The sequence below is a fragment of the Brevibacillus sp. AG162 genome, from assembly GCF_006715575.1.
Lineage (GTDB): Bacteria > Bacillota > Bacilli > Brevibacillales > Brevibacillaceae > Brevibacillus > Brevibacillus brevis.
Genome location: NZ_VFNO01000007.1, coordinates 200,401 through 226,280, shown reverse-complemented (window position 1 = coordinate 226,280; position 25,880 = coordinate 200,401). Strand labels below are relative to the sequence as shown.

Annotated in this window: 25 protein-coding genes and 1 pseudogene; 8 read left to right on the top strand and 18 right to left on the bottom strand. The window is 48.1% G+C overall.

The genetic code is table 11. The features are described from left to right. Positions 1-6: 6 nt before the first annotated feature. Positions 7-732, bottom strand: a complete 726-nt coding sequence (yunB, locus tag FB479_RS21300; protein ID WP_142066630.1) for a sporulation protein YunB — start codon at positions 730-732, stop codon at positions 7-9. Between the two features lie 67 nt (positions 733-799). Continuing rightward, positions 800-1,975 carry an MFS transporter gene (locus tag FB479_RS21295; protein WP_142066629.1) on the bottom strand — a complete coding sequence of 392 codons (1,176 nt, stop codon included), beginning with the start codon at positions 1,973-1,975 and terminating at the stop codon, positions 800-802. 403 nt (positions 1,976-2,378) lie between these two features. Between FB479_RS21295 and FB479_RS21290 the strand changes: the two genes are divergently transcribed. After that, positions 2,379-2,858, top strand: a complete 480-nt coding sequence (locus tag FB479_RS21290) for a cysteine dioxygenase (protein ID WP_106657601.1) — start codon at positions 2,379-2,381, stop codon at positions 2,856-2,858. Between the two features lie 16 nt (positions 2,859-2,874). Here FB479_RS21290 and FB479_RS21285 read toward each other — a convergent pair whose 3' ends face one another. Together FB479_RS21285 and FB479_RS21280 are read right to left on the bottom strand one after the other, a co-directional pair. Continuing rightward, on the bottom strand, positions 2,875-4,191 hold the full coding sequence (locus tag FB479_RS21285; RefSeq protein ID WP_142066628.1) for a globin-coupled sensor protein: 1,317 nt from the start codon (positions 4,189-4,191) through the stop codon (positions 2,875-2,877). A 123-nt stretch (positions 4,192-4,314) separates the two neighbouring features. Continuing rightward, the gene (locus tag FB479_RS21280; protein WP_142066627.1) at positions 4,315-5,106 is read right to left on the bottom strand and encodes a hypothetical protein; all 792 of its coding nucleotides are present in this window, start codon (positions 5,104-5,106) and stop codon (positions 4,315-4,317) included. Positions 5,107-5,542: 436 nt separating this feature from the next. Here FB479_RS21280 and corA point away from each other — a divergent pair, with 436 nt between their 5' ends. Then, positions 5,543-6,478 (top strand): magnesium/cobalt transporter CorA, encoded by a 936-nt coding sequence (gene corA / locus FB479_RS21275; RefSeq protein WP_106657598.1) that lies wholly within the window; start codon positions 5,543-5,545, stop codon positions 6,476-6,478. Here the strand turns inward: corA and FB479_RS21270 are convergent, their stop codons facing one another. Further along, complete coding sequence (locus FB479_RS21270) at positions 6,479-7,573, bottom strand: HD-GYP domain-containing protein (RefSeq protein ID WP_142066626.1); 1,095 nt, start codon at positions 7,571-7,573, stop codon at positions 6,479-6,481. 159 nt (positions 7,574-7,732) lie between these two features. Between FB479_RS21270 and FB479_RS21265 the strand changes: the two genes are divergently transcribed. Next, positions 7,733-8,746: a DUF2804 domain-containing protein gene (locus FB479_RS21265; RefSeq protein ID WP_142066625.1), complete on the top strand. Its 1,014-nt coding sequence runs from the start codon at positions 7,733-7,735 to the stop codon at positions 8,744-8,746. 72 nt (positions 8,747-8,818) lie between these two features. Here FB479_RS21265 and FB479_RS21260 read toward each other — a convergent pair whose 3' ends face one another. From FB479_RS21260 to FB479_RS21240, 5 genes are all read right to left on the bottom strand, one after another. Next, complete coding sequence (locus tag FB479_RS21260) at positions 8,819-9,121, bottom strand: YunC family protein (RefSeq protein WP_047073052.1); 303 nt, start codon at positions 9,119-9,121, stop codon at positions 8,819-8,821. Positions 9,122-9,191: 70 nt separating this feature from the next. Further along, entirely contained in the window at positions 9,192-9,431 is a 240-nt protein-coding gene (locus FB479_RS21255; protein WP_142066624.1) for a DUF6154 family protein, read from the bottom strand. Positions 9,432-9,477: 46 nt separating this feature from the next. After that, the gene (locus FB479_RS21250; RefSeq protein WP_142066623.1) at positions 9,478-10,932 is read right to left on the bottom strand and encodes a bifunctional metallophosphatase/5'-nucleotidase; all 1,455 of its coding nucleotides are present in this window, start codon (positions 10,930-10,932) and stop codon (positions 9,478-9,480) included. Between the two features lie 24 nt (positions 10,933-10,956). Further along, positions 10,957-11,781: a sulfite exporter TauE/SafE family protein gene (locus FB479_RS21245; protein ID WP_142066622.1), complete on the bottom strand. Its 825-nt coding sequence runs from the start codon at positions 11,779-11,781 to the stop codon at positions 10,957-10,959. Positions 11,782-11,800: 19 nt separating this feature from the next. After that, the gene (locus FB479_RS21240) at positions 11,801-12,658 is read right to left on the bottom strand and encodes a DUF72 domain-containing protein (protein WP_142066621.1); all 858 of its coding nucleotides are present in this window, start codon (positions 12,656-12,658) and stop codon (positions 11,801-11,803) included. 52 nt (positions 12,659-12,710) lie between these two features. Between FB479_RS21240 and FB479_RS21235 the strand changes: the two genes are divergently transcribed. Next, positions 12,711-13,217, top strand: coding sequence for a M67 family metallopeptidase (locus FB479_RS21235; RefSeq protein WP_142066620.1), 507 nt, complete (start codon positions 12,711-12,713; stop codon positions 13,215-13,217). On the opposite strand, the gene FB479_RS21230 is transcribed toward FB479_RS21235, so the two are convergent. After that, complete coding sequence (locus tag FB479_RS21230; protein ID WP_142066619.1) at positions 13,148-14,551, bottom strand: aspartate kinase; 1,404 nt, start codon at positions 14,549-14,551, stop codon at positions 13,148-13,150. The genes FB479_RS21235 and FB479_RS21230 overlap by 70 nt on opposite strands. A 188-nt stretch (positions 14,552-14,739) precedes the next feature. Here FB479_RS21230 and FB479_RS21225 point away from each other — a divergent pair. Beyond that, positions 14,740-15,341: pseudogene (locus FB479_RS21225) on the top strand (polysaccharide deacetylase family protein). A 62-nt stretch (positions 15,342-15,403) separates the two neighbouring features. Here the strand turns inward: FB479_RS21225 and FB479_RS21220 are convergent. The 3 genes from FB479_RS21220 to FB479_RS21210 form a co-directional block, all read right to left on the bottom strand. Beyond that, positions 15,404-16,945: a flotillin lipid rafts scaffold protein FloT gene (locus FB479_RS21220; protein WP_142066670.1), complete on the bottom strand. Its 1,542-nt coding sequence runs from the start codon at positions 16,943-16,945 to the stop codon at positions 15,404-15,406. Beyond that, positions 16,945-17,484, bottom strand: a complete 540-nt coding sequence (locus FB479_RS21215) for an NfeD family membrane protein (protein ID WP_106657588.1) — start codon at positions 17,482-17,484, stop codon at positions 16,945-16,947. Before FB479_RS21215 ends, FB479_RS21220 begins: the two co-directional genes overlap by 1 nt. A gap of 87 nt (positions 17,485-17,571) precedes the next feature. Then, the gene (locus FB479_RS21210) at positions 17,572-19,008 is read right to left on the bottom strand and encodes an aminotransferase-like domain-containing protein (RefSeq protein WP_142066618.1); all 1,437 of its coding nucleotides are present in this window, start codon (positions 19,006-19,008) and stop codon (positions 17,572-17,574) included. 146 nt (positions 19,009-19,154) lie between these two features. Between FB479_RS21210 and FB479_RS21205 the strand changes: the two genes are divergently transcribed. Next, the gene (locus FB479_RS21205; protein WP_142066617.1) at positions 19,155-20,096 is read left to right on the top strand and encodes a DMT family transporter; all 942 of its coding nucleotides are present in this window, start codon (positions 19,155-19,157) and stop codon (positions 20,094-20,096) included. Between the two features lie 50 nt (positions 20,097-20,146). On the opposite strand, the gene FB479_RS21200 is transcribed toward FB479_RS21205, so the two are convergent. After that, positions 20,147-20,611, bottom strand: a complete 465-nt coding sequence (locus FB479_RS21200; RefSeq protein ID WP_007715608.1) for an NUDIX domain-containing protein — start codon at positions 20,609-20,611, stop codon at positions 20,147-20,149. 16 nt (positions 20,612-20,627) lie between these two features. Then, positions 20,628-21,164: a suppressor of fused domain protein gene (locus FB479_RS21195; RefSeq protein ID WP_106657584.1), complete on the bottom strand. Its 537-nt coding sequence runs from the start codon at positions 21,162-21,164 to the stop codon at positions 20,628-20,630. 357 nt (positions 21,165-21,521) lie between these two features. Here FB479_RS21195 and FB479_RS21190 point away from each other — a divergent pair, with 357 nt between their 5' ends. Next, complete coding sequence (locus FB479_RS21190) at positions 21,522-21,941, top strand: hypothetical protein (protein WP_142066616.1); 420 nt, start codon at positions 21,522-21,524, stop codon at positions 21,939-21,941. A gap of 827 nt (positions 21,942-22,768) precedes the next feature. Here the strand turns inward: FB479_RS21190 and FB479_RS21185 are convergent. Continuing rightward, entirely contained in the window at positions 22,769-22,954 is a 186-nt protein-coding gene (locus FB479_RS21185) for a hypothetical protein (RefSeq protein ID WP_142066615.1), read from the bottom strand. A gap of 317 nt (positions 22,955-23,271) precedes the next feature. On the opposite strand from FB479_RS21185, the gene FB479_RS21180 reads away from it, so the two are divergent. Beyond that, positions 23,272-23,676 (top strand): hypothetical protein, encoded by a 405-nt coding sequence (locus FB479_RS21180; RefSeq protein ID WP_142066614.1) that lies wholly within the window; start codon positions 23,272-23,274, stop codon positions 23,674-23,676. A 798-nt stretch (positions 23,677-24,474) separates the two neighbouring features. Here the strand turns inward: FB479_RS21180 and sufB are convergent. After that, on the bottom strand, positions 24,475-25,872 hold the full coding sequence (gene sufB / locus FB479_RS21175) for a Fe-S cluster assembly protein SufB (RefSeq protein ID WP_048034589.1): 1,398 nt from the start codon (positions 25,870-25,872) through the stop codon (positions 24,475-24,477). Positions 25,873-25,880: the final 8 nt, after the last annotated feature.

The window sequence follows — 25,880 nt, the reverse complement described above, 5'->3', positions numbered from 1 at the left end:
TATCCTTTAAGGAGTGCTGGTCGATGTATCCCCAGGGGCACGCGGCACATCCGGCTTGCCTTCCGGGTTGTTGTACAAATACGTCGGTACATCGCCAATGATCAAGGAGTGCGTGATCGGGATTTTCGTCGTGACCGTCTGCTCCTCAGTCGCAAAAGGGATAACAATGCGCAGATCAACCTCCACAAAAATATATACCGTCGCCAGCACCATATTGATGCCTGCTTCCTTCAGCTCTGTCTCCAGCTTGGTCTTAACCGAGCCAATGGGCACGAAAGTCACTGGCAAATTCGGCCCCATTGATGCCAAAAAGGAGTTCCCCGTAGCCAAACCAAGCGGGATCGTGCGGTCTACTTTTTCTTGCTCGAACTCTTGGAGCTTGTTCTGGACTCTCGCTGTTGTTTCTCCCACGATTCTCGCATATTCCTTGAAGTTGAACTGATACGCTTGAATCTGCCCCTCGTTGTTCTTCTCGATTTTGACAATCTGATTGAAGTCGACGCCTTGCTGCGAAATCCGCTTGGTTACGGCATCTGTTATCGCTTCTTTCGCCAGTTGCTTGGCTTTTTGTGTCGCCAGGATCAAGAGAGTAGGCTCCAATCGATTTTGCAAAAACACAAGTGTCTGTATCGTCAAAACAAAAAAGATAACCAATGCGATCAAAAACGCTTTCGTACGTGAAAGCGGGTTTCTCCAACGCCGACGGGGTCGAAATACGGCCAATCCCGACACCTCCCAACTGGTACATCCTATGGTTAGAAGGTGGAAAAAAGACTACGTGTATCAAGTAGCCAGATTTCTATTTTTTGGGGGAAAAAACAAGATACAAACTAAATCCAATCAGCCCTGCGACAAACATCAATTGGGCAAAGACCAGCATCCCAAATAAAGTGAAGGCACCCGTCATGAATGGAGCGATGAGAAAACCAGCGAAGTACCCGCTTCGACTCAAGAGCCCCTGCACCCCCATCACCTTGCCGCGCAGCTCATTTTGGGCTTGTTGCAAGAGTGTGCTCTCATAAACCTGTGCTGCGCCGGAAAACAGACCCGCGAAAATCAAGAGCAATAGCACAGACACAGCATGGTTTGCCGCGAATGCCCCTGCAATCCCCACGGAAAAAACAGCATAAGCGACGAGCATCCCATTCACCAGCTTCACCCGCAAGCGAGCTGCCACATAGGAGCCAATCAAGCCTCCGACGCTCATCGCCGTCCACATCAATCCGTGCAAGGTAGCATCACTGCCACGCAACTGATCCGCCAAAAAAGGCAACCCGTAATTATACGCAGACGTGCTGAGCGATACGAGAAAAGCTAACAGGCTAATCGTCAGAAGCACAGGTGTTTCCCGCAAGTAACGAAGGGTGACACGAAAGCCGCTCGCTGCTTTTCCTCTGATACCCGCATCAGATGACGTAGCCAGTGCAGTGATTCCCTTCTCCTCCCAACGAAGTCTCGTCAGAATCCATGCAGAGAAAAGAAAGCTGGCGGCATCCAAAGTGATCACAATCGTATAACCGTAGTGATCTGTCAGCCATCCTCCCAGCATGAAGCCCATGATGCCTACCAATGACTCCAGCCTGACCTTTAATCCATTGACCTGAACCAGTTGCTCACTCCCAAAAATTTGTGGCAAAGATGCCTGAAAGCTAATATGAAACAGCGTATACAGCATTCCATTGAGAAAAGCCGCTGCGATTAAAACATACGGCGTTGGATAAATAGCGATGGCCAAAATAGCAAGACCGGCCCCCAAGTCGCTTGCGATCATGGTACGCCTTCTGTCCATTCGATCAGCCATTATTCCTGCCAGGGGGCTAAACAACATCCCCCCTAGCTGTCTTGCGACGAAAAAAGCGGTCATCCAATAAGCACTATGTTCAAATGTAAAAATCAACGCGCTACACGCGATCAAATTCATCCGTGATCCCAAGGATGACAACGCATTGACATACAAATACCATTTCTTATTCATCTGCATCCAAACCTCCCCGATCATGACAGGTGGTTTGAATCAACGCCCCCCCTCTAGTGGGTGCGTACACTGATTATGGCAGTTGACATGCGCATGCCTCCTCTTGAATGAAAATCAGAAAAAGCTTATGTTTCTCGAAATATTTTGATGGGGGACGTTTCCCCAAATCTTCCTGTACGGCATTTGTTGCCGTACCTCCATAATAGGTGGTTAGTGAGCTGATTGTCGATAGCACAAAAAAGACGCTTTTTCTTTAAAAGCGCCCTAAACTCAAGTAATCCTGTTGATTTACAATACAATAATAATAGTAAATAATTTCCTTTTGGACAAGCTCAGGCTATCACTACTCTTGAAATTTGATCATATGGTGTAGGAAGTATGACTTTCGTTTGGGAGGTTATTTATGAATCTGGCACGTCTGGAACAAGCATTTGGCTCCCTCGTTTCGCCTACTCCTGCCCAGCTTAGACACGCTCTCATTTCCCTGTCTCCTTGCATGGAACAACTCCGTCCATACATCCCGGAGCCGCTAAACCTACCCTATGGACGCAAAGTATTATTCTCCACGCCACATGTAGAGGTTGTCTTGATCCATCTGCCGACAGATCAGGAATCCATCCCCCATAATCACGGTGACTCTTTTGGATGGGAATTGGTAGTCTCAGGCACGCTAACGAATATGATTTATGTCCAAACGAATAATGAAAATGAAGTACAACGAGCACAAACAACGCATGTCAGCACGGGTGAATACTATTTTGTAGAACCTGGGGAAATTCACGCCATTCGCAACAATGGACAAAGTCCTGTTATTTCCGTAAACGTTTACAGTCCTCCATTGCGTAATTGCCGCCAATATTGTCCCTTTGAACCGACAACTTAATACTGATTTTTGTTTTTTACAGGTTTTCTGTTATTTCCGATAGCTCATCCGCAGAGCTGGCTACCTGTGCCACCGCTTGGTTCATATCCTCCATGACTTTGAAGAAGTTTTCCAGCTCACGCTGAATTCGTGAGCTCTGTTCTTTACTGTCAGAGACAGCGCTCATGATTCCTTCAAAAAAGGCATTCGTCTCGTTTACTACCGCCGTGCTTGATTGGACCAGCGCCTGAATTTCTACAACGACAGACGAGAGGACCACTGTCTGTTGGTTCGTCTTCTCGATCAGCTCACGCACACCGAAAACTGACTTTTTGGTCTGTTCTGCCAGCTTGCGTACCTCATCGGCTACGACAGCAAATCCGCGTCCCTGTTCGCCAGCACGTGCTGCTTCAATCGCAGCATTTAACGCCAAGAGATTCGTCTGCTCAGCAATTGCCGTCACGACCTCTACAATGCCTTGGATCTTTTCTGCGTTTTCCTCCATCGCGTTCATTTCTTCCGAGATTTGCTTGACGCTGCTCTGAATCAAGCACATTTGTTCCTGTTGTTTTTCCAGCTTTTCTTTGCCTTCACGGGACAGGTCTTGTGCTTTCGTGGAAAAGCCCGTGCCATTTTCAGCAAAACGAAGCACTTCTCTCGACTGTTCTGTCAATTGCACAACAGACGCGCTGTTTTCTTCTGAGACCGCTGCCAGCTCATGCGCAGAATTGGTCAGGAGGATTCGCAGCTCGTCCTTTTTGTCTTGTTCCGCTCGCCGCGCCTTTTCATGCTCGTTTTCGTATTCCTCCAGCACAATTTGCTGTTCGATGTTGAGAATCTTCGTGACAACCGTGAGGGCTTGTACGAATTCGTCCTTGTCCGCGATGTTTTTATGCAAGAGATCTATCAAGGAAACCTGTATGTTTTGGAACGCACTCAAGTACCATTTTGGTTCCAAGCCAATTCTCATATGAATAACCGCAATTCTACTGCGCTGTTCTATGTAAGCACTGTCGATGCGTCCGCAAAACATTTCGGAGATATGGCGGTTCAGCGTTAATTTCAACCGTTCGATCGTGCTGTTTTGGTTGACAATCTTCATTAAAAGCGGTTCTTTCTCAATACTGGCATAAAAATAGTCGACAATAGCGTCAATATTTTGAATGATAAGTGGCTGAAGTGCTTTCACAATGGTCAGGTCTTCTTCGGTCAGGTTGATCATTGCTAGTTGCTTCGTGAGGGTGCTTTTCCCTACAATTTGCACTTCCCCCTTTTCCTTCACCCCCTGAAAAAAAGATTCACTTTTTCCTTTCCCTTTCAAACCAAAAAAGGTGGAAAACGGACATGTGCTCATAGCCTGAACTCCTTTTATCCGAGTACATATATCTCTGGAATATCCTTTCAATTATATACCCCTTTACAAACGGGTGTAAACCGCCCACCTTGACCATGGGCGGTCGTATGAGCCTAGCTACGCCTACATTTCCGCTTTCCTCACGACTGCCCGTTGCAGCTTCCAGCTTGTCTTGTCCCACTTCCAGTACGACTCCACATACGCGATCGTATCGGCGTTGGCAACACCGCTGACCCTCTGCTCCCCTTTTAATTCACAGATGCCATCGCGGTTCTCATCGATGGGCTTGAGCACGCTGAACGTGTTAGGCATGACCTCTACTGGCGAAACCAGCTTCCCGTTCTTGTAGACACCATTTTCTTCATAGATTTTTTTGCGATCAGACAAATCGAGAACAACAGTCTCCCCCGTCTCCTTGATCGTCAATGGCACTTTGTAATGATCCTGATAGGAGCCCGAAATCGTCAAGGGCTGCGGAACAGGCAGAATCGCCGGCTTGTTGTCCTTGTCTGCGAACAAATAAAACTCAGACGTCCCTGCACTGCCCCCAGTCGGCGCCTGAAGCAAAATTTGCTGCACACTCCCTCCGGTAAAATCACAAAAGAACATCTCCGGCTGATAAGCGCCATACGGTGTGGTAAAAAAGGTTGTTTTTTTCGCAACGGGGTCTTGAACCATGATTTTTACGCGTTCGAAGTAAGGACTGTCTGCCGCAAATCTCTTTCCTAGCAACGTAACGAGATCCGGCCGGCCATCGCCTGTCACATCCTGCCGTTTGATCTGGATTTCCTCGAACACAGTCGGAGGAGGCTGTACGTCTCTTGCCTCCAAGGCAAAAGCTGCTTGTCCCCACCCGGCACCTGTCAACATCCATACGATGCAGCCAATCATACCTGCCCTCTTGCTTGTCCACATGTCGATACATCCACCTTTTCATCTGTTCAGTTTATCTGTAGTATGCAAAAAATGGCTTTGGTCAAACCGTCCGAAACGGTAAAATAAGAGGGAGGGATCGTAGAAAGTGAGGAACACTATGGCAATGAACGTGCGGTATTATTTGGAGCGACTGGACTCGTCGGCCGTGCATTGCTGCAGCTCCTCTTGAAAGATGACATATATGGAAAAGTCATCGCTGTCATCCACAGCGGGAAAAAGGACGAGTTAACGTTCATACGTATAGGGTGAAGACTTTCATCGAGGAGGCGAACTTGCATGACGACTCCCAAGCAACAGCGTGCATCACAGGCTCCGCCCAGCCGCCGAGCGCTTCGCTCTGCTTATGAACTGATCCTCACACAGATCTGGCCCCGTCTACCCGCCGCAACCGAAACCACTTGCAGGAGAAACGATCATGAAGATCAGACTGGTACAAAACGGAATCATCACTGAGATAGAAGACATCGAAGAGGCTGCTACTCCACCTGTAAACGGGTTTTACTGGATTCATGCCGCGCCATTCGATTTGGATATTTTACAGCCGCTGTTCGGACTGCATCATCTGGCTATTGAGGACTGCATCGACGAGGAAGAACAGCGGCCCAAGCTGCAAAATTACGATGATCATTACTTTATGGTCATCAATGGCATTACCTTCCACAATCATGATATCTTCTTGCGCGAAATCAATATTTTTTTGGGCAGCAGCACCATCATCACCGTAACGAAGCAGGAGGCCCCCGAATTCGCTACCATGCTGTCGATCATCCGGGAAAAAGAGGTCAATCGCCCCGACGCGTTTCTGTACTACTTGGTAGATCAAATTGTTGATCGTTATTTTGATGTGACCGAAAAAATTGAAGACCTGCTCGAAGATCTGGAAGAACAAATTTTGATGCACACGAAAAAATCCCATCTGGATCAAATTATCGGGCTACGCAGTGAAATCTTGTACGCCCGTAAAATGCTTGTTCCCCAGCGGGATTTGATTGACGCCCTACATAAAAAAGAACTCCCGCTCATTCAGCCTTATCTGCGGAAGTACTTTGGCGATATTGTAGAGGATGCCAGCAAAATTGTAGAGAGCTTTGAAGCGTTTCGCGACCTCATCGGAAACTTGCGCGAAGCGTATCAAGCGGCGCTTGCCGGCAGAGCCAACGATATTATGCGTGTCTTTACCGCCTTGACGACGATTTTTATGCCGTTGACGATTGTGACCGGCATTTACGGGATGAACTTTGATGTGATGCCTGAGCTGCGTTCACCCTACGGCTACTACATCGTGCTGGGATGTATGGCGGCTATCGGCACGACGATGTTTTTTATTTTCAAAAAGAAGGACTGGCTCTGATTATACCAAATCACCACAGGCGATGATCATAAGCGTCAGCATTTTGGACAAGTCACACTCATAAGGATGCTCGATATCCCTACCTTCTTCATCCACCAGAACTCTGACGATCGGGCGGCTCGGCATTCCTTTGTTCGAGTCGACCACGACACCAGACAGCCCATTGTTCAGAGTGACGGTCAGACCAACAGGGTAGAGTGCAATCGTATTTCGCAAAGCCTCTACATACACATGGTCAAACAGTTTGCCTGAACCGGAGTAGAGCACCTCCATCGCTTCGTGAGGAAGCATTCCGCGACGGTATACCCGATGCGATGTCAGGGCATCGAATACATCAGCCACTGCCATCAAGCGACCAAACGGATGAATCTCTTCTTTTTTCAGGTGCCGAGGATATCCGGAGCCATCCCAGCGCTCGTGATGCTGGAAAGCGCAATGGGCTGCAAGCAACGGGATGTCGTCTTGTCGACGAAGCATTTCAAAACCGATCTCCGTATGTCTTTTCATGATTTCAAATTCTTCTTGCGTAAGACGGCCTGGCTTTTTCAAAATGTTGTCTGGGATATGCACTTTTCCGATGTCGTGGAGCATACCGCCAATACTAATCTCCAACACATCTTTTTCCGAACAGCCGGTATTTATGGCGAGAGCTGTGCTATACAAGGCAACGTTAAATGAGTGCGTGAATATGTAATTGTCGAAGGCGCAAGCATCTGCCAATAAATTCATGGCTGAATCACTGTTGTTCAGTTCATCCGCAACGATCTGCATGACATCTCGCAGCTTACGTCCCAAACCCTTGTCCGAAAAAAGCTGCTGCCATTTGTCCGGGACTTGATGAACGGTTCGGAATGTATCATGAATCATGGACATTGCTTGTCTGCGAGTATTTTCGGAAATGACTGTCTCCACGATGATATCATCGGTACGCTTGTCTTGGATGTAGAGACTGTTCACGTTTTTGCTTTTGAGTCGATCTATCATTCGTTGGGTTAGTTCTACTCCGGCCCCAACGAGAATCGTTCCATTCTCTGTATAGATGGAACGAGCCAGTTTATCACCCGGCTGGCATTTTTGAATGGATTTCAGTCGCATTTCCTTTCCTTCGCCTTTCCTCAGGGTATCCCTATTATAGCGTGATTCGACTTGATTCTACATGAAATTTTTTCTAGATTTTCTTTTCATGTCTACCGAGGAAAGACACTGGTGACGAGTTTGTCTGGAAGAATCCTTGTTTGCAAGGGAGATGGTCGTATGCCGCTTGTCGAAAAAGAATTAACGCAGCCTCTTTCATTATGTGACCAAGATGGCCGCTTGCTTCCAGAATCAATTGGCTGGTCCCGCTACCCACTGCATGACTGCCAATTTAGCGGACATTGGCTTCGCCGGAAAAAATGGAATTTTTGGTTTATCACCGCGCCTGAATGTGCGATGTCGATTGCGATGGTCAATCTGGATTACGCTGGCATTGTCTTTGTCCATTTTATTGATCTGACGACAGGGGAGACCGCGGACAGTGCCGTTACGGTTCCTTTTGGTGCAGGGATTCGGCTTGGTGCCACCGTAGATGAACCTTGCCATTTTGCGAGTCGCAAGCTCTCGGTCTCCTTTCAGCCAGAAGCCAGTGGAACAAGTGTAGAAGCGACTGCCATTTGTCCCGGCGATAAGCCTCTCTCGCTCGAAATCGTGATTGATCCGCCATTCGAGTCCTTAAATGTCGTGATTCCGTGGAGTGCGCAGCGATTTCAGTTCACCTCGAAGCAAACGGCCCGACCTGTGCACGGCACCATTGCCTATAACGGGAAAACCTATTTGCTGGATCGGCAGAATGCCTTTGCCAGTCTGGATTTTGGTCGTGGCGTTTGGCCGTATCACACGCGCTGGAACTGGACGACCTGCTCTTTCCGTCACGCGGATGGGGTCGCAGGCTTTAACTTTGGCAGAGGCTGGACGGACGGAACGGGTATGACGGAAAATGGCTTCATGATCGATGGTGTCCTCTACAAGCTGAGTGAACAAATTTGTTTTTCCTACGATCCTGACAACCGGATGCTCCCGTGGACGCTTGCGAGTGAAGAATCGTCTGCCGTACGTCTTACCTTTACACCGCTCTTTGCTCGAACCGAGCACAAAAATTTTGCGTTGGTGCGGACCACTCTCCATCAAGTAATCGGCCGATATGACGGGACACTCTCAACACCTGATGGAAAAACGATTGCGGTGCAAAGCAAGATCGGAATCTGTGAAGAACAAAATGCCCGCTGGTAAACAAGGCCCGAGAAAACTAAAAAACCTTTGTCATGGAACAAAGGTTTTTTTCTATAGGCAACCATTTGTTGTTTAGAGCATTTTCACGACCGCATCCCGACCAATCATGCCAGCCGTAATCCCCTTCTTCTCCGCCGTTGTCGTCACGGACTCCAGCGGCGCATCCAGCAATTCCTGTATGGTCTTGACCCCTACCGCACGACCAGCAAGAATTTCCCTCGCTGCTAACCGTTCGTTCAAGAGCCCCACATCCAGCGCTCCACACATGATGTAGCCATGATCGGTCGTGACAGCCAATAGCGTCGTCTTAGGCAAACGAACGGTGACAGCAATAGCCGTCCCCTCTGGAAAGTGGATTGGCACTACCTCTACCATCAAGATCCCTCCTTTTCTCCCCTGTCTGTTGGCGTTACCATCCTATGACATTCAGAAGAGAAATGTGAGGTTAATGCATCACGGTTGTGGGGGATTGTTCATCATCCATTGCAACCTTTCGTTTCATGACTTCAATCATATATGTCGCGAGCATGTGAAACAGCTCTTCCTCGTCCATTTCCTTGACCAAGTCCAGCAAATCATCCCGAGACTGTTCCGCGAGAATGCCGACGACAATCGCTGTAATGTCCTCCTCATCGCCATTAAAATGTCCTTTGTACAGCTTGTATACCTCATCAATGAAGCGCATCGCTCGTCTCCTCCCGTTTTCGATAGCATTCCCGAAAACCCGGTCTCTACGATTGGTTTTTTGACGTGGACGATATCTTTTCCCAACGTGGACGAAACGCATTTTGCAGCATGTGCTGGTCCTTTATCGTAGTGGCGAGTACTTCACGCAGCATCTCGGGCAAGAAAAACGTAACCTCACTGCCGAGCAGCAAATCGGGAAAAATCCGATTGTACATAAACATGTCGATCGTCCCGACTCGATACAGACGCTCCCGATCCAGCGGTTGCCCGTTGACTTCAATCTGGATAATTTGCGGTTGGTCATCCTCACTGTAGCGGATGTGCAATCCGTCCACACACATCCAGCCTTCTATTTTGCCGCGAAAACCGTACCCACGCAGCTCCCGATAAACCATTTCCGGTTGAATAGCTTGCTCCAGAACAGTGGTGAGCTGTGCACCTGTAATCGTGACCGCGCAAGCATTGATCGGGTGAGGCATACTGTGCAGCAAGTCGGCAAAAGACAAGCTGCCCCGCGGCAAATCTGCAAGCAACAGCCCTCCATTTGCCATGCCGATCTCAGCCCCCGTCCATTTGCGAATACTTGCTGCGATGAAGGAACCATAGGGGGTCTCCTCCGTCCATCCGATGTGCATGTCTTGTTCCAATTGAACAATCGGCTGAAACAAACGATTCTCTGCCCATACTTTCTCACTCTCAATGAACTGGCTCAATGCTTCGTCTACCTGATACTGTTCTGTCTGGAAAAGCTCTGCTTGCACATCTGTAATCGCTTTACGCTTCTGGTCCCAGACGAGCTTTACATGGCCGACATACTCGCCAAATCGCCCCGCTTGTGTGATCAAGGTGCCTCCCAAACGTTCTCCATGAGGCAGCGTCCGGTGAGAGTGTCCGCCCAAAATGATATCCAGCCCATCGATTTCATTTGCCAGCACACAATCTGTCTGATAGCCGAGGTGCGAAAGCAAAATGACAACATCCACAGACGAGCGCAGCGCCGCAATCTGCTCACGCAGAATCGGGATCGGTTCCTTGATCTCCCATCCCATACTTTGATAGGAGGGGCCAAAGGGAATCGTCATTCCCAAGATGGCCAAACGCAGCTCGCCTACGGTATGAATGGCGTATGGTACTGCCCAAGACGGGACAGAATTTGTTGTCGGTTCAAACAGATTGCCCGTAATGATCGTGAATCGAGCATCTGTGTACAGTTCATTCAGCTTGTCTTTTGGGAGTGTGATGCCTTCATTGTTTCCGATCGTCGCGTATTGAATCCCGCTTCTGTTCATGATCTCGACGTTTGTTTTCCCAAAGCTCGCCTCCGATCGGATATCCATTCGATCCATATGGTCTCCAATGTCGACCGTCAGCACATGCTCGCTCCTGCCCTCCCACTCTTCTCGGTGCATGCTCAGGCAGGTTGCAATTCGCGGCATCGTATCAAAATGGCTGTGCAAGTCATTCGTATGCAAAATGTGTAAGGTACAGGTGTCAGCCACGACTTTCCCCTCCCTCTCGTCTCATTATCCAAAAATCGCTTCTCCGATCATTTGTATGGCAATTCCCAATATCAGAACACGCAAAAACAGCACGATGGTGCGACCCTTCATTTTACTGGCGGCAATCGCTCCGAGCTTTCCGCCCGCCCATGCTCCTGGCGCGAGCATCACTGCATACAACCAGTGTACGTTGTCGTGGAAGATATTCGTGATTGATCCAACCACCGCTGATAAAAAGATGACCACCATGGACGTAGCCGTGGCGATGTGTGGCGGGAAGCGAAACAAAATCATCATGGCTGGAACCATCAGGATGCCGCCACCGACGCCAAATAGCGACGAGGTAATCCCGACAAAGAAGGCAATCGTAATCACGGACCATTTGCTATACCCGTACACATATTCATTTCCTTCGTTGTCGACGAAGTGGCGCTGGACTTCCCACTCGATGCTGCGTGGTTTGATTTTGTCTTTGACCATCAGTACGATGAACATGCAGAGCTGAAACAAGCCAAACAGCAGCGAAAAGCCCTCCACTGCTAGTAATGTATTAAGATATACGCCCACAATAGCACCTGGTGCACTCCCGATAAAAAAGAGCAGGGCACTCTCTTTGTCTACTTTTTTTTGCTTGAGATAAGAAAGGGAGGAAGATAGGGCGGTTACCGCGATTACGATCAGCGAAGTCGCCGCTGCTACTTGCGGGTTCATCGATCCAGGCATGTACCAGTTCGCAAAATACAGCAGAGCAGGCACGAAAAAAATCCCACCACCCAGACCCGCGATACTGCCAATGATGCCAGCCACGACTCCGATGATGACAAACAAGATGGCAATTGCTACAAGCATGAACTCCCCTTCTTTCTTGCTACGTAGAGAACAGGTCCATCTGACGAGGATTCAGACCAGTAGGCGCAAGGCCAAGCATCTCCGAAAACTGCTTCGCATTCGCTGCTGCATCTCCTCCAGAGTTATTGTTGAACAAAATGCAGACTTCATCCGCTTCCCGTTCGAGCAATCTGATGTGTTCAACCCACTCTGCAAGCTCTGTCTCACTGTATCGATATAAATAACGGACATCCCGCCAATTTTGTCCCTCTCCGGGATCACGCCAGCCCGCTTTGTTGCGCCCATGAAAGCGGACCAACGCCAAAGATGACTTCGTCACGGCAGGAACAATCGGGACTGAGGCTTTTCCGACTTGGGGTTCATCACATACGACATGTGTCGCTTCGATCTTGCGCAAGAAATCCAGCGTTCGCTCCGAATATCGCGATTCAAACCAGCTTTGATGGCGAAACTCCACCGCAAAGGGATACGCCTGCATGGCTTGGCGGCAAGCAGTCACATACTGGACATGCTCTCGGGTACAATCAAACCACGGCGGATACTGAAACAGCAATGCTTTGAGCTTGCCAGCCTCCACGACCGGCTGAATGCTCTCTTCGAACTGACGAAACAATTCCCGTCTGCTTCCCGAAGCGTCCCCCCGTTGATGTCCCGTCATCCCTTGATGAGGCTTGACGATAAAGCCAAATCGTTCAGGTGTATCCTTCACCCACGATTCGTAATTTCGCTGTGGTAAAATAGCGTAAAAAGAACTATCCACCTCTACAATTGGAAAGTGGCTGGCATATACGGACAGCTTGTCTCGATTGCGTACACCTTGTACATACAATTCATGCTGATCGCCCCAGCCGCAAACTCCCACTTGTATCCTAGTCATCGATTGCTAACCTCCAAATCATGGCCGAATAGAGAAGAAGGACGGAAGCCGAATGAAAAATCCCGCTTGGTTGGGCGAACCCTTTGCGATTAAGAATAACAAAATATTCCTGACGAAAAAAGTAGCGAAACGCCTCCTGGTCGAAGCACAAGAGGCGTTTCCTTATGAGTATTCTGCTTTGCTCGCAGGTTGTGGAGCAACGATTACGGCCTGTGTACCGATGCCCATCTCACCTGAAAAGCATGTATTCGCTTGGGATGGGGCAACATTTCTTCAAGCCTTGCAGCACATCCGCAAGCACAATCTTCAATGGTTGGGGGTCTTGCATACACACCCCCACACGCCTCCAATCCCTTCTGCACGAGACATAGCTGGCTGGCATTATCCCACACTCAGCTATTGGATTGTGGGACTCGCAACCGCACAGCCAGAATGGCGTGTCTATCAATGGGTACAGGATGGAAATAGCAGCTCATTTGAAGCACGCGACTATACACTGACAGAAGCGGCTTGTGACGATGAGGAAACCATTGGTTCTTCTCCTCCAAAAAACTCTTGATACAAAGCAATCACAGCACGATCTGCCTCTTCGGCTTTTACCCCGAACATCATGCTTACTTCCGATGACCCCTGATTGATCATTTCCAGATTGATTTTCGCAGCAGCCAACGCAGTAGTAGCTCTCGCAGTTGTCCCCACAGATTGACGCATGCCCTCACCGACAATCATGACGAGTGCAAGACTGTGCTGAACAGCGACATCATCAGCGAACAGCTCACGGCGGATGCGCTCTACAATCCGCTGCTCCTTTTCTTCCGTGAGATCGCGCTCTCGCAAAATAACGGAAATGTTATCAATTCCAGATGGAGTATGCTCGTACGAAAGCTCTTCCTCCTCCAGAATTTGCAGCAGTTTACGACCAAAGCCAATTTCGCGGTTCATCAAATACTTGCTGACGTAAATGCTGCAAAAGCCGCCGTCACTTGCAATACCCGACACTCTGTTTGTAGCAGAGCCTCTCTCGGCCACAATCATCGTACCAGGCGCAGACGGATTGTTCGTATTCTTGATACATACGGGTATATCTGCTTGATACGCGGGAATCAACGCTTCCTCGTGGAACACACTAAAACCGGAATAGGACAGCTCCCTCATCTCTCGATACGTAATCTCTGTCACCTTTTTCGGATCGGCAATCAGGTTCGGATTGACCACATACACAGAATCGACATCGGTAAAATTCTCGTAGACCTCTGCCTGAACCGCCGCAGCCAGAATCGATCCCGTAATATCCGAGCCACCTCGTGAAAAAGTAACCAGATCACCGGCACGCGAATAGCCGAAGAAGCCAGGAAAAATGACGATTCCCTCTCGCTCTCGCAATGTCGCCAATTTGGCATACGCTTCGGGGAGGATATGGGCATTGCTTGCTTCATCCGTAACCAGCATTCCTGCATCCTTTGGATTGATGTAGGTCGCTACCTCGCCCAAGCTCTGCAAATAATGAGCGACAACTTTGGCGCACGTATCCTCTCCCGCAGCTTTGACCGCATCCATGAATCTTTCCGCGGACAAGCCCGGCTTGTTTGCGAGAACCTCCCCGAGCTCCCCTTCGATCGCTTGACCAATCTCAGCAGAAAGCCCGAGACCTGCCACGATCTCCCGATAGCGCAAGAAAATGGCTTGTTTCGCTTCTTCTGTAGGCTCCCCAGCCAAGAATCGCTCAGCATATGCGATTAACAAATCAGTAACCTTCGTGTCTTCCTTGTGCCGTTTTCCAGGTGCTGATACAACAATGAATCGTCTGTCCCGATCTGCCATAACAATTTGGCATACTTTTTTTATTTGCTCGGCATTCGCCAGTGATGTTCCCCCAAATTTTGCTACCTTCATGATCGATTCCTCCATCTAACTCTCACGTCTTATGCTGTTACTAGCTTAATTTATCCACACAAAAAGAACAAGTGTCTTTTCCACAAGGACAAAAAAGGATATTCATCAAGATTTGTCGCATAGTAACGGTGAGCACATCATCATGAACTGCTACCTAGCACGAAAGTCTCTGGCAACGAGGTGAACGAATAAAAAAGCATATCCTCTTTTTCCCCCTTTTGCTAGCTGTCATTCTTGCTCCTTCCTTCAACGAAACAGCCAGTGCCATTCGGGGAAAAAATCGCGAGTATTACGAAACAAGAGGAGAAATCGTTTGGGAAGTGCCGACGGAGAGCAAGGTAATTGCCCTTACCTTTGACGATGGTCCTGATCAGGTATACACACCTCAAATCGCAGCACTGCTGAAGCAGTATCAAGCGACTTCTACCTTTTTTGTCGTTGGCAATCGTGTGAGCCAGTACCCGGAAATCGTCAAATCTCTCGGGGATATTATGACGAGACCGTTGTCGATACAGCCAAGCAAGCCGGTTTTCTTATGATCATGTGGTCCTGGCATCAAGACACGCGTGATTGGACCGATCCCGGTGTTTCAAAGATCGTCAACAAGGTTTTGAACAACGCTCGGAATGGAGACATCGTGCTATTTCACGATTACGGAGGCAATCGAAAACAGACTTTACAAGCTCTCGAGCAAATATTGCCTGAGCTGAAAAATAGAGGATATCAATTCGTAACGGTCAGCGAATTGTTGAGAGGATATAGACGTGCGAAGCAGGTAGACTATCCTTGATTTTCTTCCCACGAAAAAGTGCCCCTCGCTTAAAAGGGGCACTTCTCCTCTGATCGATTTCGTTATTGCTTTTCTTCCTCCAAAATAGCATCCGTCTCTACCTGAACTTTTACGGGTACAGGCTGTTGCTGTGTGGGCGCGGTACCACCCTTTTGCATAAAGTCTGAGATCATTTTGTTCATATCCAAACCGGATACGTCTTTCAGCATTTCTGGCAGCTGGGCCATCAGCTTCGTAACATTCCCGCTCAGACGATTGACGCCATCTCCCTGACCGCCTCCTGCATCCACGATCGTTACCTTGTCGATCGCCTTCATTGGCTCTGCAATTTTCTCAGCCAGCTCAGGGAGCATTTTCGCAATAATATCGAGTACAGCCGCATGACCGAATTTTTCAAATGCTTCAGCCAGCTTCTCTTTCCCTTCTGCTTCGGCTTCGAGCTTGAGGCGCGTGACTTCTGCCTCAGCGCTACCGCGTGCTTTTTCAGCCTCGGCAATCGCCAAGCCTTCCAGACGCTTCTGCTCAGCATTTGCTTTTGCTTCCGCTTCAATACGGTACTTGATCGCGTCTGCTTCTCTCAGCTTCTTCGCTTTTTCCGCTTCTGCGGCCTGTTCCACAGAGTAACGGTCGGCGTCGGCCTTTTTCTTCACTTCCGCATCATATTGCTTTTCGCGGCGAAGAATTTCTTTTTCCTCCAGCTCAATTTCCTTCTGCTTGCGGACGAGATCGATCTTCATCTCTTCTTCCGTAACCTGCTGCTTGGCGACAGCTTCTTGCAGCTTGTAGGCTTGGTCCGCGCTCGCCTTTGCTTTGTCCTGCTCTTGCTTGAACGCCGCTACCTTCAGCTCTTTTTCCTTTTCTGCTTCGGCAATATTCGTTTCCTTCAGCAGCTCTGCCTTGCGTGCCTCTTCCTCTGCCTGAGCCTGCTTGATCCGTGCTTCTTTGTCCGCATCAGCCTGTGAGATGGTCGCATCGCGCTTCACTGCAGCGATTTGCGGAATTCCAAGGGCAGCTAAATAGCCGTTTTTGTCCCGGACATCCTTGATCGTGAAGCTGACAACGGACAGCCCCATTTTCTTCAAATCCTTTGTCGCTACAGCTTGCACCTCTTGTGCGAATCGCTCACGGTTCTTGTAAATTTCCTCTACCGTCATACTGCCGAGGATTGCCCGCAAATAGCCTTCGAGTACTTCCTGGGCTTCTCCGCGCAGTGCCTCGTCACTCTTGCCCATAAATTGCTCGGATGCGGTCGCGATATCTTCAATCGAGCCGCCTACCTTGATGATCGCTACGCCATCTGCCATGACAGGAACGCCCTGTTCGGTATACACCTCAGGAGTCGATACGTCGAGCTTATGAGACAGAAGACTCAGAAAGTTTGCTTGTTGAAAAATAGGGAGGATAAATGCGCCGCCTCCGCGGACGATCTTCATCTTGCGTCCAGATTCGTCACTGAGTACGTTTTTCGAGCCGAGATAACTACCCGTCACGATCATGGCTTCATCTGCACCCACTGTTTTGTAACGGGCCCAAAAGGCAATACCCAAAACGAGAAAGACTGCGACGACAACACCTACTATCGTCAAAATGCCTGGATCTAACATCATTTCTCATCTCCTCCGCCAGATTCAGTGTAAAAGGGGATTACATACAAGACATGGTCACGCACCTCGACTACGACGACACGGGTTCCTTGCGGGATAATCTCGCCATCAAGACTCGCCGCCATATGGTAAGTGGTTCCACTAATCATCGGCAGCAGCACTTCTCCCAGCCCTTCTGCAGGGATCGTCGTCCCGACTTCCCCCAGCTTTCCTCCTAGTTGACTCATGGAATAGCTCGTGGAATTTTCCGCATGGCTCATCGGCTTTACCCACAGGAAGTACGAGACAAGAGCCAAAGCGCTGCCAATGACAGCAGCCAGCATCAACACGACAAGCGCACCGAGAGAAGTGTAACGAGATAACAAATACCCCGCTCCCCCAAAGGCAGTCATACCGCTGACCAACAAAATGGGCTGTGCAAAAGGCAGATGCAGATGTCCCAGCCAATCTGAGAGCGTATCGCCAAACAACAGCGAGATGACCGTGTAGATTAGACCAAGTACAAGGCAGACCATGTAGACGGTTTCAAGAACGCCCACGACTGTCCCCCCTTTCTAAAATTGCCTCTATAGTGCATACGAGTCAGATGGAAATTAGTTTCATAAATAAGGAAATAATCCCTTTTCTTATCGCTTTTTCTGTTGAAGGACTTTTTGGATGCGTCGAATCCCTTCTTCGATATTCGCGGGGCACTCCCACGAATAGGTCAGTCGCAGCCAGCCCGCTTCGGCTCCATAGACGCTGCCAGGTGTAAAGACGACGCCCTCTCTGATCGCATCATCCAGCAATTCCTTTTCCTCCCTAGGAGCAAGCAACCGACACCAAATATGATAGCTGCCACTCGGCTCATTCCATACGGCGTAATCAGAGAGATTATTGTGCATAGCGCGTACCATCGCTTGTTGCTGCTCCAACAAGTAACGAGACATTCGCTCCTGCTGATTGTTCCAGCTCTCTCGCTCAACAAATTGCCGGGCGAATTGCTGGGAGACGCTGCTCGTACCAAAGTCCATTTGCTGCTTGGCATCGGCTAATCGTTCTACGACAGATCTAGGTCCCACCAGCCAGCCAATCCGCAAGCCTGGCGCAATCGTTTTCGAAAGACTCCCGACATACAGAACAGCTCCTGTCTTGTCGATGGCTTTGATCGGCTTGGGCGGTCTAGGCCTTCCAGCCAGTGTAAGTGCGCCGTAAGCGTCGTCCTCCACAAGTGGCAGGCGCAGCTCCTGACAAATATCGAGCAGCTGAGATCGACGTGCCTCGCTTAAAATCGTCCCGGTTGGATTATGATAGGTCGGGTTCGCGAAAACCATGCGAATGCGATGCTCGCGCTGCAAATCGTAGACAGCCTCGGGTACAATACCGTCCTCATCCATCGGCAAGCGAAATAAACGCAGGCCAGCTGAACTGAATAAGGGCAAGGAATACGAATAAGAGGGTCCCTCCATTGCGATTGCATCTCCAGGATTCAACAGACATAGTGTAATGAGATGCAATGCCTGCTGTGCTCCTGACGTCACCAAAATTTCGTCTGGAGAAGCGTGAATGCCGTAGTTTTCTTGAAGATGCACAGCCAGTGCCTCACGCAGAAACGGCTCCCCCTTTGGATGCGCGTAGCCCAGCTCCAGCTTGAATTCTTTTTCTTCCTCCTGCGTCGTTGGTATCAATGACGGGATCATCGTCGTTGCTAATTCGGCCTTTGCCAGATTGATGATCGAGGAATCGAAGCATGCATCTTGAATTCGTTTCGCAAGTGGATAGGCTGGCAAGAAGGCCCCGCCATTCGTGTAGGTATACCAGTTTGGCATTTGTTTGACGCCCCACAGATCACGACTGACCCAAGTACCGCTCCCTTGCCACGATTGTAAAATACCTTTTGCCCGCAATTCTTCATACGCTGCCGATACAGTCCCACGATTGACGCCAAAGCGCCGTGCCAACACTCTTTCCGGCGGCAGAGATGTACCAGGGGACAACACTCCCAGCACAATCTGGCGTTCCAGCTCTTTGGCGATTTGCATATAGATCGGGACTCCCGCTTCTTTGTCCGGCTTCCATTCCATCCGTATCCGTCCTCCACACTTGCTGTTTTCCTCCCTTTCGACAAATTGGCTTACTGCTCCTGCTGCCAATTGGCTCTACCTTTCATAATCGTTCGCCTCTAAGATGGAACAACAGAAACTTTTATTCGATAAAGGATGGGATTCGGATGAGCGCACAGCTTCCTATCGAGAAGCAACACGTAAAAAAAGAGCAGCCAACTACTCCTGACCGGCTGCATGCAGAGAAAATGGGCTTGCTGTATGGCTTCATCGGGGTGCTTAGCTTCAGCTTGACCTTGCCCGCAACGAAGGTAGTTGTTACCGTGCTCTCTCCCCTCTCAGCAGGGCTGGGACGAGCGTTGATCGCGGCTGTACTGGCTGCTTTGGTGCTCCTAATCAAACGAGTACCGTTTCCTACCTGGCAAGAGACCAAGAAACTGTTGCTCGTATCTGCTGGCGTAGTAGCGGGCTTCCCGTTTTTCTCGTCGTGGGCAATGGAGAGAGTGCCTGCTACCCACGGCGCAGTCATCATCGCACTATTGCCATTGGCTACAGCAGGTGCAGCGATATTTTTTTCAGGAGAACGCCCAACCCGCAAGTATTGGATTTCTAGCGCGATCGCCTGCGTGACGATTATCGCCTACGCGATCAGTTCTGGCTTCGGTGCCCTTCAATGGGCGGATCTCGCCTTGCTCGGGGCGGTCATCAGTGCTGCGATCGGATACGCAGTCGGCGGTGAGCTCTCCAAGACGATGGGCGGCTGGCAGGTCATTAGTTGGTCGTTGATCTTTGCCTTTCCTTTTCTCGTCGTTCCGCTCGCAGGTCCACTATTCGCTGAATTAAAACAAGCCACTTGGCCTGTCTGGATCGGTTTTGGCTATATTAGCGTGGTCAGTATGTTTCTCGGATTTTTCGCCTGGTATCACGGACTGGCACTCGGCGGCGTCTCCAAAGTCAGTCAAATTCAATACCTTCAGCCCTTTTTATCAATCATCGCAGCCTCGATCCTCCTGTCCGAGCCATTGACACTCGGTGCTGTTCTCTCGGCTGTCATTGTCGTGTTGGCTGTCGCAAAAGGAAGAAAAGCTTCCATTCAGCAAAAAGCGTGATCAAAAAACACCGCTCCTCTTCACTAGGAAAAGGGCGGTGTCTCTTGTTTTTATTCTGCTTGGCTCAGCATATTTCCCAAGTACATCGGCTGATAAGTGGGATCTGACAGGACTTGCTTGACTTGATCCGGGCGTGTTTTGTGGTCGTTCGGCAGTTGCTTCCACTCTTCTAGCGTGACCCAGCCAGCCCATTCGATTTCTTCATCGACGATACCACCTGGCGTAGGGTTTGTCTCTTCACCGACGAGCTTCGCCAGAACTCCCACTCCGACAGTATGCTTGCCATTTCCTTCCTGATCGATCCGATCGTCTATCCAGATCAATCGCTCCATTTCCACGAGGAGTCCGGTCTCTTCCATTACTTCTCTTTTCGCCGCGTCTGGAATCGCTTCCAAATATTCTACGATTCCCCCTGGCAGGTTGTAAAAGATGCCTCGTTGTGTCTGCTCACGGATGAGCAGGACTTTCCCTTCGTGCTCCACTACTACGGTGACTCTCAAGCGAATCGCTGACATTTCGCTCGCTCCCTTCTCAGATGGCAGGCGTACGCGTAACATTCAGGGAATCGACACCGGAGTGCGCTAACCATTCCTGTAATGCCATAAGTCCATATTGTTCCAAAAACTTTGCTTCAGAATCCGCGATTGCATGAAGCATCATGAACCTGATTACGTCCTTGCCGTTTGTATAATATTCAAGTCCAGCCTCTTCATAATAGGCAGGGGTCAGTACCAAATGATTCAAAACCGATTTTTCCACGATTGTATCTCCGAGCGAAAAGATGCTCCCAGACTCCATACGGGTGGATTGACTCTCCCACTGATGAATCACCTGGGCCGCTACCCTTGCCAAATGCGTGATCATTCTCTGCTCAAACTGATAGGAATAGACGAGGAGCTCCGTTGCTCCCATCTTGTGCAGCTCAAGTGTGGCATACGTCCACCATCCTCGCTTGCGCGTAGCCGGATAGACGGCAATCAGGATATCCGCATCTTCGGATTGATAAAGCTCTCCTCGACTCCCAAAAAAGCGGTGGCAATGATCCATTAATTGCTTTACCACTATCATATGTGCAACCCCGCTCCAAAAAGTATGAAAACCTCTACGGCTGCCTGCTTATAGAAGGGCAACTGCGCATTTGTGAAAAGGTTTGTGCTCGCCCGAAAAAAGCATGCCTGAATACGTAGGCATACTTCGTTGATGTGGGGCAGCGTCATCTTGTATATACGAACATTTTATCATTGTGTGGAGTGAATGTACATGTTTCAACACGCACAAAAAAGTCCCCGGTTTCCTAGTAACCATTTTATGTAATTTTTCGTAATGCTTGTTAGATAATCATTTCTATTCTCCAAACCAATGGCTAGGGAGAGATTCTGAAATGAAGAAAATGCTGCGTCACCTAAACCAGTAGTTGAAGAAAGTGTGAATGCACAAGTAACCGTAGCAAAGTTTGATATAAAAGCAGATATTCCAAGAGTTTTTTATCCTGGTAATACTGCTCCAGTTTGGGTAACCGCTCATTTTTCAGATGGAACATCTAAATTCGTTTCAAATGACGCTAAAGTAATACAACACTCAGCAGGCTTTTACATCAGTCGACCAGAATATAAATACGGTATTCTTGATGCTGCGAGACCAGGTGAACGCTGGATTACTTTTGAATACGGTGGAGTTCAGACGGTGCAATTTCTCCACAATTACCGTTCATTTCGTGTCTCACTTATCAACTTGAATACAAGGAGATCATTTATCCATGAAATTATTTTTAAAGCTCACAGTGGGCACATTAGCAACTGGCTGGTTCTTTCTTCTTTGGTGTATGCAAATGATTCTTGCAAGTGACATTCCGGTAACAATTTCATTCGATGAAATGCAAGGATTCCTTCAGACTTTTGCCATTACTACTATCCTTGCTCTTGTCTATATCAGGTTTGTAGATGATACGAAATTGCATTATTTTCTTTTATTCCCCATTCTATTATGGGGTATGAACACCATTCAGGATCTGGAGCACAATTACCATCCATACGATACATTAATAAGCTGTGTAAGTCTTATTGGGTGTCTGCTCATCTTTCTATACTCACTATTAAAACAGCGCCGTAAGTTAAACTGACTGGATCATTCCGGCTTTGACATGGTACGATTTAGGAAACGCTTTTGGAGGTGTTCCCGTGTTTAAAACGTTCCAGGAATACACTTACATCGTAGTTATGTCCATTGCGTTTGTCATCGATTGGTTAGCTTCATAGAAGAATTTCTTTCTTTTGCCCGATCCAATGGTCGGGTTTTCATTTTCCCGCTCCACTCTTCTCGCTCCCCATGTATTCTAGTTACAATCGATAGCGATTAACAATGCCTCTTTTAAGTGCTGTATTTACCTTTTCCCTGTATTCTCTTCATACACATTTTGATAAATTGCTCTTTAATAAAGTCCAAATACTTGAGATTTCAAAGCACAAAATGGTAATATTTTCACTAATCAACATTTAGGGGGTGTCTCAAATGAAGTTATATCCTCAGACATCCCTATCAAGGAGAACATGTAATGAAAAATGAACCTGACAAATTATTGTTATTAATCTGTTATGGAATCCTATTTTTTATTGGATTTCTTATTATCGTCGGCATCATAAACTTTATAATTTCTGCATGAGGCGCTTCACTCTTTATTGCTTTTCAGATTGTGACGTTTGACATTTTCTTTGCTTCACTGATGTAGCATGTCTCATTTGGCAACATGGCAACTTTTGAATCTCTCCATCAACGATAATGTAGTAATCTGGAGGGAATTTACCGACTTCGTAGCTAAACGCCTCATCAACTTTCACATCCAACTTACGTCCTGCTTTCATCCCGTTCCCCTCTTGATCAATGTTAATCCACCTGAAAGCTTGTTCAACATAGGAAATTCATTTCGCTTTTTCATCACCACTTGCAGCTTTCCTTGAATTTCGAGAACCATCAGAATAGCATTCAACCAATTCCAATTATCCCGTTATTCGAGTCTTCTCTTTCACCGTACTCTTTATGGGTAATTAATTTATATCCACTCTACACACCGGGAAGGGCAGGTTCAATCGGATGCTGCACCCCTCCCCCTGGGTACAAACGTCATGTTTTGTTTATTGAATAGCACATAAAATCATTTTTTTGGAAACGAGGAGATATAATGTGGACACCATATGAAGAACGATTAAATCATCCAGCCGATTTCCGGGTAAAATATACTTTTTTTCCTGAAGATGCTGGTGGAAGAAAGCCACCGTTCCAAGGATACCGTAGTGATTTTTCTTATGAAGGCGATGACATAAAAGTAACCGGAATATATGCAATCCATCCAGAATTTGAAGATGAGTATGGGAACGTCGTTTTGGACAATACAAAATCTGTTTCCAGAGTAGGAACAGCTAGAATGTGGATTGTTTTCCCGCATATGCGAGAACTAGTTCATTCAAACAGGATTAAGATAGGTGTTACTGGTTATTTCATGGAAGGTTCTAGAAAGGTAGCCTCTGCCGAGGTCATCGAAGTAATAGGTCTACATTCTAATCCAACATCCCTAACATTGGAGTAACACATTCGTGTGTTGTGTGCAGCACTATACCGTTTGTTGTACGATATTTAATGGTGATAAAAATGATCTTTCAATCAGATGTATGTTCTAGGTGCAATTAAAATTGAATTACCGTTGTGTTAAGCCAAGCCTTAAATGCCTTCTCTCCCTGAGCAAAAAGTAAAATCAGACGCAATTGAGCTTTTGATAACTTAAAAATTACCTAGTGTGTTAGATAACAACTTTGTTGGGGAAGATATTTATCGTTACTCTTGAAAACTCTTCAAGGAGGGAACGAATTGGGGAAATATCGCTGTTATTACTGTGAACGTGAAACCGACAGCGTCCGCCAAATCACGTTTTTCCAAGGTAAGCAGGATCGCGATGAACTATTGTGCGATACCTGTCATGCTGATTGGATTGAATCCCTAAAGAGTGAGCCATAGGTAGAGTAACGAACCACACTCCCACCCTTAGTGAAATTGCTACAGGGTGGGTTCTTTTTTTGCCCCATCCTATTCGAAAGAAATAAGGATAGAAAACCATGTACAGCACTTCACGAAAGAACAGCTTACCCTAATTCTCAACTCCCTCAAAAGAACGCAAAATATCAGCATTCGAAGCAGTTAAAAACGGGCGCAAAAATAAAATACGTGCCTGAGCGACAAGGACACACGAGTGTCAAAGTCGCAGCAGACACGTATTTACACGTTACATAGGAAGTTTGAGGACGACGCTTTATCCCTCTACTCCAAATACCTTTTAGAAAAATCTGGGCAAGCCCTATTTGGAAGACCGAAAACCCTTGTGGCGCAAGGATTAACCGATACTTCCCTCCATCTCGAACTTGATGAGACGGTTCATCTCTACCGCGTACTCCATCGGCAATTCTTTTGTGAATGGCTCGATGAAGCCCATTACGATCATCTCAGTTGCTTCTGCTTCTGACAAACCGCGGCTCATCAGGTAGAAGAGTTGATCCTCGGATACCTTGGATACAGTCGCCTCGTGCTCAAGCGTGATGCTGTCGTTCATGATCTCGTTGTACGGGATCGTGTCGGACGTGGACAGTTTATCCAGAATCAGCGTATCGCACTTGATGTTGGACTTGGAGCCTTCCGATTTGCGTCCGAACTGGGACAGACCACGGTAGGTTACTTTTCCGCCATCGCGAGAGATCGACTTGGAAATGATAGTCGATGTGCAATCAGGCGCCAGGTGAATCATTTTCGCACCTGCGTCTTGGTGTTGTCCTTTTCCTGCTACAGCAATGGAAAGAACGGTACCTTTCGCGCGAGGTCCTTTCATGATAACAGCTGGGTATTTCATCGTCAGCTTGGAACCGATGTTACCATCGATCCATTCCATGTTCGCATCCGCGTAAGCAACCGCACGTTTAGTAACGAGGTTGTATACGTTGTTGGACCAGTTTTGGATCGTGGTGTAACGGCAGCGAGCGCGTTCTTTTACAATGATTTCTACAACAGCGGAGTGCAAGGAATCCGTGCTGTAGATTGGAGCTGTACAGCCCTCTACATAGTGAACAAAGGAATCTTCATCGGCGATGATCAACGTACGCTCGAATTGACCCATGTTCTCGGAGTTGATGCGGAAGTATGCTTGCAGCGGAGTTTCTACTTTTACGCCTTTTGGTACGTAAATGAAGGAACCACCGGACCATACTGCCGAGTTCAATGCAGCAAACTTGTTGTCTGCTGGAGGAATCACTGTCGCGAAGTATTCTTTCACGATTTCTGGGTGCAGTTTTACTGCGGAATCCATGTCGCAGAAGAGAACGCCCAGTTTTTCCAGGTCTTCCTGCATGTTGTGGTAAACTACCTCAGATTCATACTGAGCAGATACACCTGCGAGGAACTTTTGCTCTGCTTCTGGAATACCCAGCTTGTCGAAGGTTGCCTTGATTTCTTCCGGCACCTCATCCCAGCTACGGCCTTGCTTTTCAGAAGGCTTTACGTAGTAGGTGATGCTGTCAAAATCGAGGTCATCCAGATCGCCGCCCCATTTTGGCATCGGCATGCTGTTGAAGATGTCCAATGCTTTTAGACGGAATTCCAGCATCCATGCTGGCTCATCCTTGATCTTCGAAATTTCTTCGACGATCTCGCGGGTCAAACCCTTTTTGGTACGGAATACAGAAACGTCCTTATCGTGAAAGCCGTACTGATACTCCTGTATTTCTGGGCCTTTAACAGCCATCGTTGCTC

What these genes read in the sequence shown, in the direction of transcription:
- FB479_RS21255 (WP_142066624.1), bottom strand. Translation starts at nt 9,431, where the DNA reads ATGCGCTTCATTGATGAGGTATACAAGCTGTACAAAGGACATTTTAAT.
- FB479_RS21245 (WP_142066622.1), bottom strand. Translation starts at nt 11,781, where the DNA reads ATGCTTGTAGCAATTGCCATCTTGTTTGTCATCATCGGAGTCGTGGCT.
- corA (WP_106657598.1), top strand. Translation starts at nt 5,543, where the DNA reads ATGAAGATCAGACTGGTACAAAACGGAATCATCACTGAGATAGAAGAC.
- FB479_RS21280 (WP_142066627.1), bottom strand. Translation starts at nt 5,106, where the DNA reads ATGTGGACAAGCAAGAGGGCAGGTATGATTGGCTGCATCGTATGGATG.
- FB479_RS21200 (WP_007715608.1), bottom strand. Translation starts at nt 20,611, where the DNA reads ATGTCAGCGATTCGCTTGAGAGTCACCGTAGTAGTGGAGCACGAAGGG.
- sufB (WP_048034589.1), bottom strand. Translation starts at nt 25,872, where the DNA reads ATGGCTGTTAAAGGCCCAGAAATACAGGAGTATCAGTACGGCTTTCAC.
- FB479_RS21230 (WP_142066619.1), bottom strand. Translation starts at nt 14,551, where the DNA reads ATGAAGGTAGCAAAATTTGGGGGAACATCACTGGCGAATGCCGAGCAA.
- FB479_RS21290 (WP_106657601.1), top strand. Translation starts at nt 2,379, where the DNA reads ATGAATCTGGCACGTCTGGAACAAGCATTTGGCTCCCTCGTTTCGCCT.
- FB479_RS21220 (WP_142066670.1), bottom strand. Translation starts at nt 16,945, where the DNA reads ATGTTAGATCCAGGCATTTTGACGATAGTAGGTGTTGTCGTCGCAGTC.
- FB479_RS21295 (WP_142066629.1), bottom strand. Translation starts at nt 1,975, where the DNA reads ATGAATAAGAAATGGTATTTGTATGTCAATGCGTTGTCATCCTTGGGA.
- FB479_RS21240 (WP_142066621.1), bottom strand. Translation starts at nt 12,658, where the DNA reads ATGACTAGGATACAAGTGGGAGTTTGCGGCTGGGGCGATCAGCATGAA.
- FB479_RS21205 (WP_142066617.1), top strand. Translation starts at nt 19,155, where the DNA reads ATGAGCGCACAGCTTCCTATCGAGAAGCAACACGTAAAAAAAGAGCAG.
- FB479_RS21285 (WP_142066628.1), bottom strand. Translation starts at nt 4,191, where the DNA reads ATGAGCACATGTCCGTTTTCCACCTTTTTTGGTTTGAAAGGGAAAGGA.
- FB479_RS21235 (WP_142066620.1), top strand. Translation starts at nt 12,711, where the DNA reads ATGAAAAATCCCGCTTGGTTGGGCGAACCCTTTGCGATTAAGAATAAC.
- FB479_RS21265 (WP_142066625.1), top strand. Translation starts at nt 7,733, where the DNA reads ATGCCGCTTGTCGAAAAAGAATTAACGCAGCCTCTTTCATTATGTGAC.
- FB479_RS21195 (WP_106657584.1), bottom strand. Translation starts at nt 21,164, where the DNA reads ATGATAGTGGTAAAGCAATTAATGGATCATTGCCACCGCTTTTTTGGG.
- FB479_RS21270 (WP_142066626.1), bottom strand. Translation starts at nt 7,573, where the DNA reads ATGCGACTGAAATCCATTCAAAAATGCCAGCCGGGTGATAAACTGGCT.
- FB479_RS21210 (WP_142066618.1), bottom strand. Translation starts at nt 19,008, where the DNA reads ATGGAATGGAAGCCGGACAAAGAAGCGGGAGTCCCGATCTATATGCAA.
- FB479_RS21260 (WP_047073052.1), bottom strand. Translation starts at nt 9,121, where the DNA reads ATGGTAGAGGTAGTGCCAATCCACTTTCCAGAGGGGACGGCTATTGCT.
- FB479_RS21180 (WP_142066614.1), top strand. Translation starts at nt 23,272, where the DNA reads ATGTGGACACCATATGAAGAACGATTAAATCATCCAGCCGATTTCCGG.
- FB479_RS21185 (WP_142066615.1), bottom strand. Translation starts at nt 22,954, where the DNA reads ATGAAAGCAGGACGTAAGTTGGATGTGAAAGTTGATGAGGCGTTTAGC.